We start from the raw sequence: 13,197 nt of genomic DNA on the forward strand, positions 1-13,197 counted from the left end.
ATGGGTTTGACAATCAGTAGATAAAAAGGAGTTTCGACAGTATGCAAAAATTAAAAGTAACAAATGACTTCGATCAGATCGTCAACGGCCGCCGTTCGATCAAACTATATGACCCGGCGGTGAAAATAAGTCGTGAAGAAATGACCGAAATCATCGCTCAGGCGTCGAGAGCTCCGTCTTCGATCAACCTGCAGCCATGGCGTTTTCTGGTCATCGACAGTGAAGAAGGAAAAGAAAAGTTGCTGCCTTTGGCTTCATTCAACAGCAATCAGGTCAAGACTTCTTCAGCGGTCATCGCCATTTTTGGAGACCTCAATAATTTTGATTATGCTGAAGAGATTTTCGGCAAGGCAGTGGAGCTGGGCTATATGCCTAAAGAAGTGAAAGAGATGCAGTTGAACTACTTCACCCCTCTGTTTGAAGAAATCAGCAGGGAACAGATGAAAGACACCGTTATGCTGGACTCCGGTCTTGTGGCGATGCAGCTGATGCTGGTCGCCCGTTCGTACGGATACGATACAAATCCAATCGGCGGATACGACAAAGAACAGATTGCTGAAGTATTCGGCATGGACAAAGAGCGCTATGTTCCGGTTATGCTCATTTCCATCGGCAAAGGGGTAAATGAAGGCTATCCTTCTTATCGCCTGCCGGTAGAGACGATTACAACCTGGAGCTAAGCCAGTGTTTATTTCCGTTGCGTATTGGCCGGTGGTGTATACTAATGATTGACAGGTCAATGAATAGTGAACCGCGCTATCAACTGGCCTCAACTATTAAGTAGGAGGTCCCGTTATGACGTGTTCATTTTCAAAACAGGAACAAGTCCTGCAGCAGTTCAAAGGGCTCACCAACCAAATCAGCCCAAAGTTTGAACGGTGTACAGGCATCAGTGCATCGCGTTATGAGTTGCTGTCCCAGCTTTATCAAACAGATGAAATCAACCAGTCGACCTTGCAGAAAGTCGTCAATATCGACGGCGCGGCCATTACACGCCACTTGAAGCAGCTGGAAGCCAGCGGAATGGTGACAAGACGAAGAAATCCGGCAGATAACCGGGTGATTTTCGTCAGTTTGACCGAAGAAGGGCGCAAACAGATTGTCGAATACCGTAAAGAAAATATGGGATTTGTGAAGCAAATGCTCCATGATTTTACGCCGGAAGAAGTAGACGTCTTGTCTGATATGCTGAACCGCATGCAACACAATATCGTTGATTACTGATACAAAAACAGTAAAGGATAGGTGAGACTCAATGATCATCATTCACGCCAACATGCAAGTAAAATTGGATCAAGAGCAGGAATTTCTGGAGGCAATCAAAGAACTTCTGCCAGCAACACGAGCGGAAGAAGGCAACATCAGCTACGAGTTGATGAAATCCATCGAGCAGGACGGCCATTACACCATGGTGGAAGTATGGAAAGACTTCGAAGCCACGACTGTCCACGGCAAAAGCGAACATTTCACGGCTTTCACCGATAAAGCGGCAACGTTCATGGCTGCCCCAATGGAGTTGAAAGTGTTTAACGGAGAGACTGTCGAAATCTAAATTTATAAATTTGTAATGCCGCTCTGCATTTTGCAGGGCGGTTTTTTATGTGTGAATTGTGTGCGAATTGTTTGCGTGCCTGGCACGCAAACAATTACCTAAAAACAGCCAGCTTCGGCAAGAAGCTGGCTGTTTGCTATAGTAGTCGATTTTAAAATTTAAAGCGCCGCCATACCGCCATCGATCCGGTACTGCGACCCTGTAATGAACGTACTTTCATCGGATGCCAAGAACACTACCAGGCTCGCGATGTCGTCCGACTCGCCGTAGCGTCCGAGCGGAATGCTCTTGGCCATTGTGGCTTCATCCACTTCCAAACCGGTTTCCAGGGAACGCATCATGCGTGTGTTGACTGGTGACGGATGAATAGAATTGACGCGGATTCCGTGAGGCGCGCTTTCCACTGCTGCCGCTTTCGTCAAACCGACAACTGCGTGCTTCGACGTGATATAAGGCGAAACGTTCGGCGATCCGCCGAGTCCCGCAACCGAAGAAGTGTTGATGATGCTGCCGGATTTTTGCTTGATCATGACCGGCAATACTTTCTGAAGCCCTAAGAAGACGCCGCGTACGTTGACGGCAATGACTTTATCGAAATCCTCCACTTTTTGTTCGGTAATCGGTGCTACTTTGCCTTCGATACCGGCATTATTGAAGAAAATATCAATTTTGCCGAATTGCTCTACGGTCTTGTCGACGTACTTCTGGACATCTTCTTCTTTCGAGACATCCGCTTGAACCGTCAGCACTTTGCCGCCCAGTTCTTTTTTCGCTTCAGCGAGTGCATCTTCGAACAAGTCGACCAAGACGACAGAAGCTCCTTCATCCAAAAAATGCTGTGCTGTGACTTTGCCGATTCCTCCGGCTCCGCCTGTAATCACTGCTACTTTATCCTGTAATCTTCCCACCATACATTCCTCCTGTTAATTTCAGAATTGCTGAATAATTATTGAGGTACAGTTCTTATTCTACTAGTAATATAACTGATATCAATTAATTGGGGTTATTGGGTGGAGCCGAGACCCTCATTATTAAATTATTATAGAAAGAAAAACAACCAGCTTCTAGCCGAAGTTGGTTATTTTAAAGTAAAGGATGCGTATTAAGTTCGTGTGTTTATGTAATTGTGTGTGTGCCAGGCACCCATACAATTTCCCCACTATTAAAGCCACCTAATTAGAAATCCTAAAAATGCTGTTCCTTCGCTTTATGCGAAAGAACAGCATTTTTTGTGTGTGCAAATGTAACTAAAGAGTAATTATAAAGAACTATTCTTTAATTGTTTAACAAATTATTTATTTGGTTGCATATATCTATTTGCCTAGTCTTTTTTAAATGTTATAGTTTATTGAATTATCAGTAAATAATAAGTAATGAATATTCAGTTTTATTTATTATTAATTTGATATTTAATAACTTATTTGATTTACGGGGGTGAGGACTTTAAAAGGGGCGATTGTATCAAAAGCTTCAGTAAAAAATAAGGTGGGTTGAAATGAACAAGATATATGGGGTGATTTGTACGACGGCCATGCTGTACTGTACGCCGGGAGAAACGTTTCTGGAGCGGCAGCTGAGTGAATTTACTGAAGTTCAAAAGGAGGCAGTTATGGAAGTTGAGCAAGCAGATTCGTGGCAATTGGTGTGGCAAGAAGAGTTTGAAAGCAATGAAATTGAAATGGAGACGTGGAATGTGCTGGACGATGCTTTTGGTTTCGGCAACCGCAAACAGCATTACAAACCCAAAAATGTTGAAGTCAGCAACGGGGCATTAAAAATTACGACGAAAAGAGAGCGGTCTGAAGGGATGCCTTATACCTCTGGGGCAGTGACGACGAAAGGCAAAGCGGTTTTTCAGCAAGGCAAGCTTGAAGTAAGGGCTAAAATGCCTTCGGGCAAAGGTTTGCTTCCAGCGATTTGGCTTTGGACAAACAGCGGAAACACTTATCCAGAAATCGATATTGTGGAAATCCTCGGCCAGGAGCCGGGCCAGGCCTGGTCGACGATTCACTACGAAGTGGGCGGCCTTTACAGCAAAACCTATAGCTACGCGGATCTGCAGGATTTGACCGCGGATTTCCATACTTATGGAATTGAATGGGAGAAGGACAGCCTGACTTTTCTGATTGATGGCAACCCCGTCTATACCACTGCGGCTTACGTTCCGGATGAAGAGATGTATTTGTTCATCAATACAGCTGTTGGAGGAGATTGGGTGGGGGAACCGGATGGCACAGTTGAATTTCCGAAGGAACTTTTGGTGGATTGGATCAGGTATTACAAAAAATAAGACAGTCTGGAAGTGGGATTATGAAAATCATACTAGTGGTCGGTTTATTGCTGTTTGCTATTTTCTTCTCGTTGCAGCTTATGTATTTGTTTCTGTCGTTAAAATTGTCAAAACCCGCTAAACAGCAAAGTGGCCAAAGAGTGCCTCAACAGAAATTGACCATTTTAGTGCCTGCATACAATGAAGAAATGGTCTTAAGGAGTTGCCTGGATGGCTTCCGTAATTTGGTCTACCGCAATTACGAGCTGATTATTATTAACGACGGCTCAAAAGACGGCTCCATTCCTTTGTTGATGGACGTGCTGCAATTAAGGGAATGTCCACTTCCTGCAATGAATAAGCTTGAGTACGAGGCTGTTAAAATGACCTATTGTTCCGATCTGTATCCCCACATACATGTAATTGATAAAGAAAATGGCGGCAAAGCCGATGCTTTGAATGCAGGGGCTGACCATTCAACGGGAGATATCATCATTACGCTTGATGCCGACAGCGTACTGGAGAAAAACTCGCTTATGCACATCAATGAAGCGATGCAGGATCCTCTGGTTATCGCGAGCGGCGGCATGGTGCATGTTGGACAAATGTACAAAGGAGGCCATCCGGAATTTAAAGGAAAAGGCCTGGTGAAATACCAATTGTCTGATTACATGATGTCGTTCTATGTCAAACGCCTGGTGCAAGCAAAATTCGGCTTAATGTCCGTCGTGTCCGGCGCATTCGGTGCATTTCGGAATTACGCATTGTTTGAAGTCGGCGGCTATAAGAAAACGATTGGCGAAGACATGGAAATCACACTCAACTTTCAAAAGCTCATCCATCAAAAATACAAAAACAGCAAAATGCTCTTTGTTCCGAAAGCGCAATGCTATACCGAAGTTCCTGCTGACTTTAAGAATCTGTCTAAGCAGCGTGTCCGCTGGCAGAAAGGGTTTCTCGATTCCTTGCGAATCTACAACAAACATAAAGTCCATAACCTGGGGATGAAGTTCGTGATGTTTATGATTTTGGATGCCTTACTGCCTGGAGTAGTTGGCATTGTCACCACATTTGCGCTCATCGTATCGCTTTTCACTGGGGATCTGGTGGGACTGACGTTGATCTTGTTGATTATGACAGCGACTTTGCAAATCTGCCTGCGTTTGACTGCTTACCGAATCGCCATGCAATATGACCATCGGTATTCACTCGTAGACTATGCTAAAATTTTCGTTTTTTCAATTCTTGAATACCCCACTTATCGGATGCTGGATACGTATTATTTCGTCTATGGCTCGGTTGCTTACCTGTTTCAGCACAACCACTCATGGAATAAAGTGGAACGAACCGGCTTGGTTTCCATCTATCCCGAAACCCTGGCTGTAAATGGCATACCAGAGGTGCTTCAAGTGGCCCATGCAATGGTTGTTGACACAGTCCTGGAAACCTTGGAAAAAGTAGAATCGGTCGAGTCGAATGAAACCCAAAAAACGAATGAGGGAGTTAAAAAAGTTGGATAGGGAAATGACTAGCATGAGTACGCTCGTTCGCTATTATTACATAGAATCATCTTCTTGAAATCAATAGATTTCAAGAAGATGATTTTTTGTTTTGAGGTGAATTGTGTGCGTGCCTGGCACGCACACAATTCACACACAATTAAAAAATAAAAATGAAAGTTAAAAATCATTTTAAAAATAAATGTTGAAAGTTAATTGTCATGATGGTATAGTTCGATTAATAAAATATTTCGACAACGAACAGGAGGACGGCTATCCAATTCAGCAGAACCTTGAAGAAAAGAAAATGAATGAAGATAGGGAGTTTTTAAATGACGGTTTTAGAACAGATCCATAAAAAAATAATCGTTTCCTGTCAGGCGCTGGAGGAAGAACCACTTCATGATCCGTACATAATGGGGAAAATGGCGTTGGCCGCAAAAATCGGGGGAGCCAAAGGAATTCGTGCAAATACTGTAACGGATATCCAGGCAATCAAAAAAGAAGTGGACTTGCCGATTATCGGCATCATCAAGAAGGATTATCCGGGGAGCAATGTTTACATCACGTCGACACTTCAGGAAGTTGACGCACTGGTTGAAGAAGGCGTTGACATCATCGCAATGGATGCGACAAAACAGCAGCGACCGAACGGCCAAAGCTTCAATGAGTTTTTTTCCGAGGTTAGGCTAAAGTATCCCGACCAACTTTTTATGGCGGATGTATCGACGATTGAAGAAGCACTGGCGGCCGAACAGGCAGGAATGGATATTGCAGCTCCGACATTGGCCGGTTATACGCCTTACTCAGTGGGCACGGTTCCACTCGAATTGCTGAAGGAAATGACGGACAAGTTATCGATTCCCGTTATTGCGGAAGGAAATTTCGATACACCCAATAAAGCGCAGCTAGCTCTTGAGGCGGGTGCACATTGCGTCGTCGTTGGAAGCGCTATCACACGGCCGCAGCTGATTACAGAAACATTTGCGAAAGCGATAGAAAAAATAGAAAAGGGACAGGTGATATGAGATGAAAGGTTTATATACAGCATTGATGTGTTCATTCGATGAACAAGGAAACGTGAACGAAAAAGGATTAAGAGAAATCGTGCGCTACAATATCGAGGTTTCTGAAGTGGATGGCCTGTACGTCAACGGCAGTACCGGGGAAAACTTCCTCATCTCGACGGAACAAAAAAAGCAGATCTTTGAAATCGTCAAAGATGAAGTCGGCGATCAAGTGAAACTGATTGCGCAAGTCGGCTCTTTGAATATTGAAGAGGCATCCGATTTAGCCAAATTTGTTACCGACCTTGGATACGATGCCATTTCAGCGGTAACCCCGTTCTATTACAAATTCGATTTTGAGGAAATTAAAGACTATTACAATACAATCCTCGAAGGCGTCGATACGCAACTCATCATTTATTCGATTCCAGCATTGACAGGGGTTAATATGAACCTGGAACAATTCGGAGAGCTGTTTGAAAACGAAAAAATCATCGGCGTGAAATTCACGGCACCGGATTTCTTCTTGTTGGAGCGCTTGCGCCATGCATTCCCGGACAAACTGATTTATTCAGGATTTGACGAAATGCTATTGTCTGCAAGTGTCTTGAATGTAGACGGAGCGATCGGCAGCACGTTCAATGTCAATGGCAAGAGAGCGAAGCAAATCTTCACATTGGCACAGGGCGGGAAAATCGACGAAGCGCGTGAAATCCAGAAAGTGACCAATGACTTGATTGAAGAAATTTTGAACAATGGACTTTACCAGACGATTAAGGAAATGCTGAAAACGCAGGGAGTCAACGCTGGGTTTGTCAGAAAACCGATGAAACAGCTGACAGAAGAAAGAGCGATTAAAGCACGTGAACTAGCTAAAAAATACTTGTAATGACGAACGGGGGTATGGGATAGATGAATGGGACATTTGCGGTTATCGATTATGTGATTTTATTTGCTTATCTTTTGTTTATTTTATATGTGGGAATTGCCTTTGCCAAAAAGGAAATGAAAGGCAAAGAATTCTTTAAAGGGGACGGCTCGATTCCATGGTGGGTGACTTCGGTCAGTTTGTTTGCCACCTTGCTCAGCCCGATATCGTTTTTATCACTTGCTGGAAACTCATATTCCGGAACATGGCAGTTGTGGTTTGCTCAACTTGGCTTATTGATCGCCGTGCCTGTAGCAATCTATTTTTTCCTGCCGGTTTATCGCAAACTGGATTTGGATACGGCTTATGAATACTTGGAAAGAAGATTTGATAAGCGGATGCGGATTTTAGGAAGCCTGCTTTTCATTGTTTACCAAATCGGGCGCATGTCGATCATCATGTACTTGCCTGCGATTGCATTAGCTACTGTAACCGGCATTAATGTAATCGTCATCATCTTGTTTATGGGGGTCATTGCGACCATCTATTCTGCTTTCGGCGGATTGAAATCTGTCCTTTGGACCGACTTTATCCAAGGGATCGTCTTGATCGGTGGCGGGATCTTCGCCTTAATCATCCTGCTGTTCTCCATTAATGGCGGGCTTGGAGAAGTCATCAGTGTCGGGACCAGCAATGAGAAATTCTTTGGAGATATCGCTTTATTTGATCCGAACCTCATCAATAACAGTATTTTAATCATCATTTTGGGCGCGGGATTATCGACGACGTTTTCGTATATTTCCAGCCAGGATATGGTGCAGCGCTATTTGACGACGAAAGATTTGAAGGAAATGAATAAAATGACGTACCTGAACGGTGCATTGTCATTGGGTACGGCAACTTTGTTCTTCTTGATCGGTACATCTCTGTATGTTTTCTATTCACAGCAAACGGCTGCTATGCCGACAGGGAAATCGGATTTGATCTTCGCCAACTTCATCGTCAGTGAATTGCCTGTAGGGGTTTCAGGGTTATTGATCGCCGGATTATTCGCAGCCGGCCAATCAACGCTTTCAACAGGACTGAACTCAGTGGCGACAAGCTGGACGCTTGATATTCAGCAAGTATTAAGAAAAGACATGAGTGATGAAAAGAGCACACGGATGGCCCGTACAGTATCGACGGTTGTCGGGATTTTCTCTATCGCCTTTGCGATTATTCTTGCGTACTCCAATGTCGGTTCTGCTTATTCTTGGTTTAATGGATTGATGGGCTTGGCACTTGGGATTATCGGTGGGACCTTTACGCTTGGTGTCTTGACGAAACGTGCAAATGCAAACGGTGCTTTGTTCGGTTTTATCGCTACCACGATCTTGGCTGTCTACATTTCTTACTTTACGGATATCACATTGTGGGCGTATTCGATCATTAACTTGGTCGCTTCGATCGTCTTCGGCTATGGCTTCAGTCTACTGTTCGCCAAAAAAGAAGAAAAAGACGACGATGAAGGAGTCACATTCTTCGATTACAATAAAGTGATTAAAGAAAAATAAGCTTTAGATTTAGGTGGGAGCATGTTGGAAATCTCTCGAAAGATCAAAACAGACGTTTTAGTGGTCGGCAGCGGACTGGCAGGAATTAAAGTTGCAAAAGAATTAGCCGATCAAGGACATGAAGTCTTGCTGGCAACAAAAATGAAATTGGCTTCTGGTTCAAGTTTTTATCCGTTGAAAGCTTCGCTGGGTACACAAGTTACGAGTAGTAATTCCGATAAGCATGTCTTTTTGGCGGATATTACAGCATCGAGCAGAGGCATGCACCGCCAGGATTTGGCGGAAGTATACGTGGACGAAATTCAGGATCGCGTCAAAGAATACAGCGATATCGGCGTGGTTTCCAAAAAGCTCGAAGGCGAACGGAAAGCTTGTTTTGCTGAGCATCCAAGAGATATTTACTTGCTGAGTGATTGGGACCAAATCAGGGAAAACGTATCCGGAATTTTTGGGCGCTATGAAAATTTGGCGGTGTTGGAGCGGACAGTGGTCATTTCACTGATAAAAAAAGAAAATCGGATTGCGGGCGCATTGATGTTGGATCAATTCAATCAAGTGGTGCTGGTGGAATGCAAGGCAGCCGTGCTTGCCACGGGCGGGTTCGGCAGCATCTACAAGCACAACCTGAATCCGAATGATGTTGACGGATCAGGCCATATACTCGCTCTTGAAGCAGGAGCCAGGCTGGTCAATATGGAATTTATCCAATTCATCCCAGGCATTACATCTCCGCGCTATAAGACCCTATTCGGCGAACATACTTTGGCGTATTGCCGAGATATTGTCAAAGATAGTGGAGAGAGCCTGTTGGATGGAGTCCTTCCGGCAGGGCTCGCGAAAAAAGAATGTCTGGATATCCGCAGTACCCATGGGCCGTTTACAGATTCACTGGAATCCAAATATGTGGATATTGCGATGATGAAGGAAATCATCACTGCCAAAAATGAGAAGGGCTTTAAATTAGTTTTCCATAAAGAACTATACGAAAATGAAGAAGAGTTTTATACCGTCTATTTAAATTGGTTGAAGACAAAAGGAATCGATATGCTGAAGGATGAGGTGCGGATTGCGCCTTTCGCCCATGCCAGCAATGGCGGTGTCCACATCGATCCATACGGGCGCTCGGGTGTGCCAGGATTGTATGCCATCGGTGAACTGTCTTGTAATATCGAAGGAGCCAATCGGCTTGGGGGCAACTCGACTGGCGCCTGCATGGTTTTTGGCAAGCGTGCAGCAGCGGACTGCAGCCGTTATCTGGCAAAAGCCAGACTTTGTGCCATCAGTGATCAAGATGCCAAGCGCCACTTAAAAACTGTATTGGGCAACGGCGATGGCAACAGAGTTGGAGAGAACAGTTCGCCAGAGTCTGACAAAGAGCAACTCCACCAGACCATAGAGAAAATCAGGGAAATACTGTGGTATTCTGGAAATGTCGTCCGTTCGGAAAAACAATTGCTCGCCGCACTGGAGAAGATAGCCGAGCTGCAGTCCAAAATGGATATCAGCCGTTTATTCGAACAGCAGGAAACCAGAAAAATGGTGATCAAAGCAAAGAACTTCATGGAATTGTCCCAATTGTTGCTTCGGGCGATGCTAGAGCGAAAAGAAAGCCGGGGAGCGCATTACCGCGAGGATTATTCTGCTGAAAATCCAGCATTCTCCAAACGCTTGTTTATTTCAAGAAACCCTGCAGGGACATTATCGCTGGAATTCCTGGATCAGTAAAGAGCAACTTCAAGTATCAAGAAAAGAGAAAAGCCTAGTTGTGGTTTTTCTCTTTTTATTCATTCAGAAAAGAGGAAAACAAAATGCAGCTTGGTGTAATTGATATTGGCGGTACGTTTATCAAATATGCAGTCATGGACGAAGAAGGGGCATTTCTGTTCCATGACTCGGTTCCGACGGATGCAGACCATGGCGCCAATAGCTTAGTGGCCAAAATAGTGGGCCTCTGCGGCCGAATCATGAATGATTTTGAAATCGACGGAATCGCCATCAGTTCAGCAGGACAAATCGATTCACGGCAGGGAGTGGTGGTCTTTGCGACCGATAATCTCCCGGGCTATACTGGAACCAGACTGGCCGAGTTGATATCTGACCATACCGGCTTGCCGGTGACAGTGGAAAATGACGTTAATTGCACAGCACTCGGCGAATCCTGGAAAGGGGCTGCCCGTGGAATAGACAATTTTCTCTGCGTCACCATCGGTACCGGAATCGGGGGAGCACTGTTTTTGAACGGACAGCTGTATACTGGAGCAGGCTTTTCAGCTGGTGAAATTGGACACATGGTTTTGCATCCGCATGGTCGTGAATGTACGTGCGGCAGCCGGGGCTGCTATGAACAATACGCTTCAAGTTCGGCGCTCCATCGTTCAGCGGTAGAAACATTCGGAGACGAAATGACTGTAAAAGCGCTGTTTGAACGCGTCAAATCAGGCGATCGAGAAGCAATTGGCATATTTGAAGTATGGATAGATAACTTGACGACCGGCCTTCAGTCGCTCGTTCATCTATTCAATCCCGAGTTGATTGTCATCGGTGGTGGCATTTCCGCACAAGGCGAATTTTTGCGTCAGGCGATTAATCAGTCACTGGAACAGAAAATCATGCCGAACCATCAAAAATGGCTGCAGATCAAAATGGCTGAACATGACAACAAATCAAATTTACTGGGAGCAGCAAAAAGCTTCCTGACACATTAAAAAGGAGGTGGACACGATGGAATCTAAAACAATGGCAGGACCAAAACCTTCTATTTTAATGGAACAGCACAAACATACTTTCACCAAATCAGAACACAAAATCTATGATTACATCCTGTCGCACCCGGACAAAGTCCTTTACCATTCCCTGACGGAGCTTTCGGAATACAGCAAAGTGGCTGAGGCGACAGTGTTGCGCTTTTTCCGCAAGCTGGGGTTCAAAGGCTTTCAGGACTTTAAATTCCTCTTCGCCCAGGAAGTGCCTCAAGCCAATCATGCGCCACAAGACGAATCGTTCGTTCATCGAATTCGCTACAACATCGTCCAGGCCATCGAAGATTCTTCGGAAGTTGTGGATTTGGGCACGTTGGAGAAATGCATTAACGCGATCGATGCTTCTCAGGATGTGGTGATTTTCGGAATCGGTTCATCGGGCATTGCCGGCTTGGATATGCAAAATCGTTTGATGCGGATCGGCAAGCATGTCAATGCCATTACAGACTCCCATTTCCAGATCATGAGAGCTTCATCGCTCAACGAAAACTCAGTGGTGATCGCCATCAGTTTGACGGGAAGCACCAAAGATATCGTTGACGCCGTAAAATTAGCGAAAGAAAAAAAGGCTACAGTCATTGCCCTGACCAATTATGTGAAGTCGCCATTGACCAAATATGCTGATCATGTTCTGTTGTCTTCTGCGAAAGAAAGTCCGCTCGACAGCGGTTCGCTGGTATCGAAGATTGCCCAATTGTATTTGATTGATTTGATTTGTACGGGTCTGACAATGAATAATGTGAAAGATGCTGAAAGTGTTAAACGGGAAATTACCGAACATATTGCTGGAAAACTATATTAGGGACGAAGAGTTCTTTACATATGGCTTTCATTAAGAGGTGGAAAAGTGCAAATTATTAAAGCAAAGAACTATGAAGAAATGAGCAGACTTGCGTGCTCGCTGCTTGTGGAGCATGTGCAGCAAACTGAATCTCCGGTAATCGGATTGGCGACAGGTTCGACGCCAGAAGGGCTGTACAAATGCCTCGTTAAAGAATTCCGGGAAGGCAGAGTTTCATTCCGCGCGGTGTCTACATTCAATCTAGATGAATACGCCGGTCTGTCCATGGAAGATGCCAACAGCTATCAATGGTACATGACCGATAAACTGTTCGCCCATGTAGACGTGCCCGCCCGGCAAATCCATTTGCCTGACGGAATGTCACAGGATTTCGAGCAGGAATGTTTAAATTACGAACGACAAATTCAAGAAGCCGGCAACATCGACATTCAAGTCTTGGGACTGGGCTTGAACGGCCATATCGGATTCAATGAACCGGGAACATCGTTTCTAAGCAGAACGCATGTCGTCGATTTGGACGAATCGACGCGCGAAGCCAATGCCCGCTTCTTCCCAAGCATTGACGAAGTGCCGACCCAAGCCATCAGTATGGGAATCGCTTCCATCATGGAAAGCAAGAAAATTTTGCTTTTGGTATCCGGAAAAGAAAAAGCCGAAGCCTTGTATCAGGCGATGAACAGCCCGGTCTCGGAAGAATTTCCGGCAACAATCCTACAGCTGCATCCTGAAGTCACCGTCATCGCCGATGAATTGGCGTTGTCGAAAGTGCTCGAGTCATATGGAGAAGACGCCATCGCTCATGAATTGCAAGTGAAATAGACATACAGGTGAAATAGATATACAGACAATTAACCCCCTGCCGTCACGGCAGGGGGTTAATTGTTTGGG

The 13,197-nt window shown here is 44.9% G+C and carries 13 protein-coding genes; 12 read left to right on the top strand and 1 reads right to left on the bottom strand.

The window, feature by feature from the left end:
* Positions 1 to 41: 41 nt before the first annotated feature.
* The 3 genes from QMA01_RS00290 (at position 42) to QMA01_RS00300 (ending at position 1,552) form a co-directional block, all read left to right on the top strand.
* Positions 42 to 680 (top strand): nitroreductase family protein, encoded by a 639-nt coding sequence (locus QMA01_RS00290; RefSeq protein WP_290214048.1) that lies wholly within the window; start codon positions 42 to 44, stop codon positions 678 to 680.
* Positions 681 to 795: 115 nt separating this feature from the next.
* Entirely contained in the window at positions 796 to 1,224 is a 429-nt protein-coding gene (locus tag QMA01_RS00295) for a MarR family winged helix-turn-helix transcriptional regulator (protein ID WP_290214049.1), read from the top strand.
* Positions 1,225 to 1,255: 31 nt separating this feature from the next.
* Positions 1,256 to 1,552 (top strand): putative quinol monooxygenase, encoded by a 297-nt coding sequence (locus QMA01_RS00300; RefSeq protein WP_290214050.1) that lies wholly within the window; start codon positions 1,256 to 1,258, stop codon positions 1,550 to 1,552.
* Positions 1,553 to 1,710: 158 nt separating this feature from the next.
* Here QMA01_RS00300 and QMA01_RS00305 read toward each other — a convergent pair whose 3' ends face one another.
* Positions 1,711 to 2,463, bottom strand: a complete 753-nt coding sequence (locus QMA01_RS00305; protein WP_290214051.1) for an SDR family NAD(P)-dependent oxidoreductase — start codon at positions 2,461 to 2,463, stop codon at positions 1,711 to 1,713.
* Positions 2,464 to 3,047: 584 nt separating this feature from the next.
* Here QMA01_RS00305 and QMA01_RS00310 point away from each other — a divergent pair.
* The 9 genes from QMA01_RS00310 (at position 3,048) to nagB (ending at position 13,128) form a co-directional block, all read left to right on the top strand.
* Positions 3,048 to 3,842 (top strand): glycoside hydrolase family 16 protein, encoded by a 795-nt coding sequence (locus QMA01_RS00310; RefSeq protein WP_290214052.1) that lies wholly within the window; start codon positions 3,048 to 3,050, stop codon positions 3,840 to 3,842.
* Positions 3,843 to 3,862: 20 nt separating this feature from the next.
* Entirely contained in the window at positions 3,863 to 5,341 is a 1,479-nt protein-coding gene (locus QMA01_RS00315; protein WP_290214053.1) for a glycosyltransferase family 2 protein, read from the top strand.
* A 311-nt stretch (positions 5,342 to 5,652) separates the two neighbouring features.
* A complete protein-coding gene (locus QMA01_RS00320; RefSeq protein ID WP_290214054.1) occupies positions 5,653 to 6,348 on the top strand; it encodes an N-acetylmannosamine-6-phosphate 2-epimerase in 696 nt (231 codons plus the stop codon).
* 1 nt (position 6,349) lies between these two features.
* Positions 6,350 to 7,216 (top strand): N-acetylneuraminate lyase, encoded by an 867-nt coding sequence (locus QMA01_RS00325; protein WP_290214055.1) that lies wholly within the window; start codon positions 6,350 to 6,352, stop codon positions 7,214 to 7,216.
* 23 nt (positions 7,217 to 7,239) lie between these two features.
* Positions 7,240 to 8,748 carry a sodium:solute symporter family protein gene (locus tag QMA01_RS00330; protein ID WP_290184125.1) on the top strand — a complete coding sequence of 503 codons (1,509 nt, stop codon included), beginning with the start codon at positions 7,240 to 7,242 and terminating at the stop codon, positions 8,746 to 8,748.
* Between the two features lie 21 nt (positions 8,749 to 8,769).
* A complete protein-coding gene (locus tag QMA01_RS00335) occupies positions 8,770 to 10,473 on the top strand; it encodes an FAD-binding protein (protein ID WP_290214056.1) in 1,704 nt (567 codons plus the stop codon).
* Between the two features lie 83 nt (positions 10,474 to 10,556).
* Positions 10,557 to 11,453: an ROK family protein gene (locus tag QMA01_RS00340; protein WP_203339151.1), complete on the top strand. Its 897-nt coding sequence runs from the start codon at positions 10,557 to 10,559 to the stop codon at positions 11,451 to 11,453.
* A gap of 16 nt (positions 11,454 to 11,469) precedes the next feature.
* The gene (locus QMA01_RS00345) at positions 11,470 to 12,309 is read left to right on the top strand and encodes a MurR/RpiR family transcriptional regulator (RefSeq protein WP_203339152.1); all 840 of its coding nucleotides are present in this window, start codon (positions 11,470 to 11,472) and stop codon (positions 12,307 to 12,309) included.
* Between the two features lie 45 nt (positions 12,310 to 12,354).
* Positions 12,355 to 13,128, top strand: a complete 774-nt coding sequence (gene nagB, locus QMA01_RS00350) for a glucosamine-6-phosphate deaminase (RefSeq protein WP_290214057.1) — start codon at positions 12,355 to 12,357, stop codon at positions 13,126 to 13,128.
* The last annotated feature ends 69 nt before the right edge of the window (positions 13,129 to 13,197 follow it).

The sequence above is a fragment of the Planococcus notacanthi genome (assembly GCF_030407825.1).
Lineage (GTDB): Bacteria > Bacillota > Bacilli > Bacillales_A > Planococcaceae > Planococcus > Planococcus notacanthi.

Coding starts and splice junctions, on each gene's coding strand:
- QMA01_RS00290 (WP_290214048.1), top strand. CDS start 42: ATGCAAAAATTAAAAGTAACAAATGACTTCGATCAGATCGTCAACGGC.
- QMA01_RS00295 (WP_290214049.1), top strand. CDS start 796: ATGACGTGTTCATTTTCAAAACAGGAACAAGTCCTGCAGCAGTTCAAA.
- QMA01_RS00300 (WP_290214050.1), top strand. CDS start 1,256: ATGATCATCATTCACGCCAACATGCAAGTAAAATTGGATCAAGAGCAG.
- QMA01_RS00305 (WP_290214051.1), bottom strand. CDS start 2,463: ATGGTGGGAAGATTACAGGATAAAGTAGCAGTGATTACAGGCGGAGCC.
- QMA01_RS00310 (WP_290214052.1), top strand. CDS start 3,048: ATGAACAAGATATATGGGGTGATTTGTACGACGGCCATGCTGTACTGT.
- QMA01_RS00315 (WP_290214053.1), top strand. CDS start 3,863: ATGAAAATCATACTAGTGGTCGGTTTATTGCTGTTTGCTATTTTCTTC.
- QMA01_RS00320 (WP_290214054.1), top strand. CDS start 5,653: ATGACGGTTTTAGAACAGATCCATAAAAAAATAATCGTTTCCTGTCAG.
- QMA01_RS00325 (WP_290214055.1), top strand. CDS start 6,350: ATGAAAGGTTTATATACAGCATTGATGTGTTCATTCGATGAACAAGGA.
- QMA01_RS00330 (WP_290184125.1), top strand. CDS start 7,240: ATGAATGGGACATTTGCGGTTATCGATTATGTGATTTTATTTGCTTAT.
- QMA01_RS00335 (WP_290214056.1), top strand. CDS start 8,770: ATGTTGGAAATCTCTCGAAAGATCAAAACAGACGTTTTAGTGGTCGGC.
- QMA01_RS00340 (WP_203339151.1), top strand. CDS start 10,557: ATGCAGCTTGGTGTAATTGATATTGGCGGTACGTTTATCAAATATGCA.
- QMA01_RS00345 (WP_203339152.1), top strand. CDS start 11,470: ATGGAATCTAAAACAATGGCAGGACCAAAACCTTCTATTTTAATGGAA.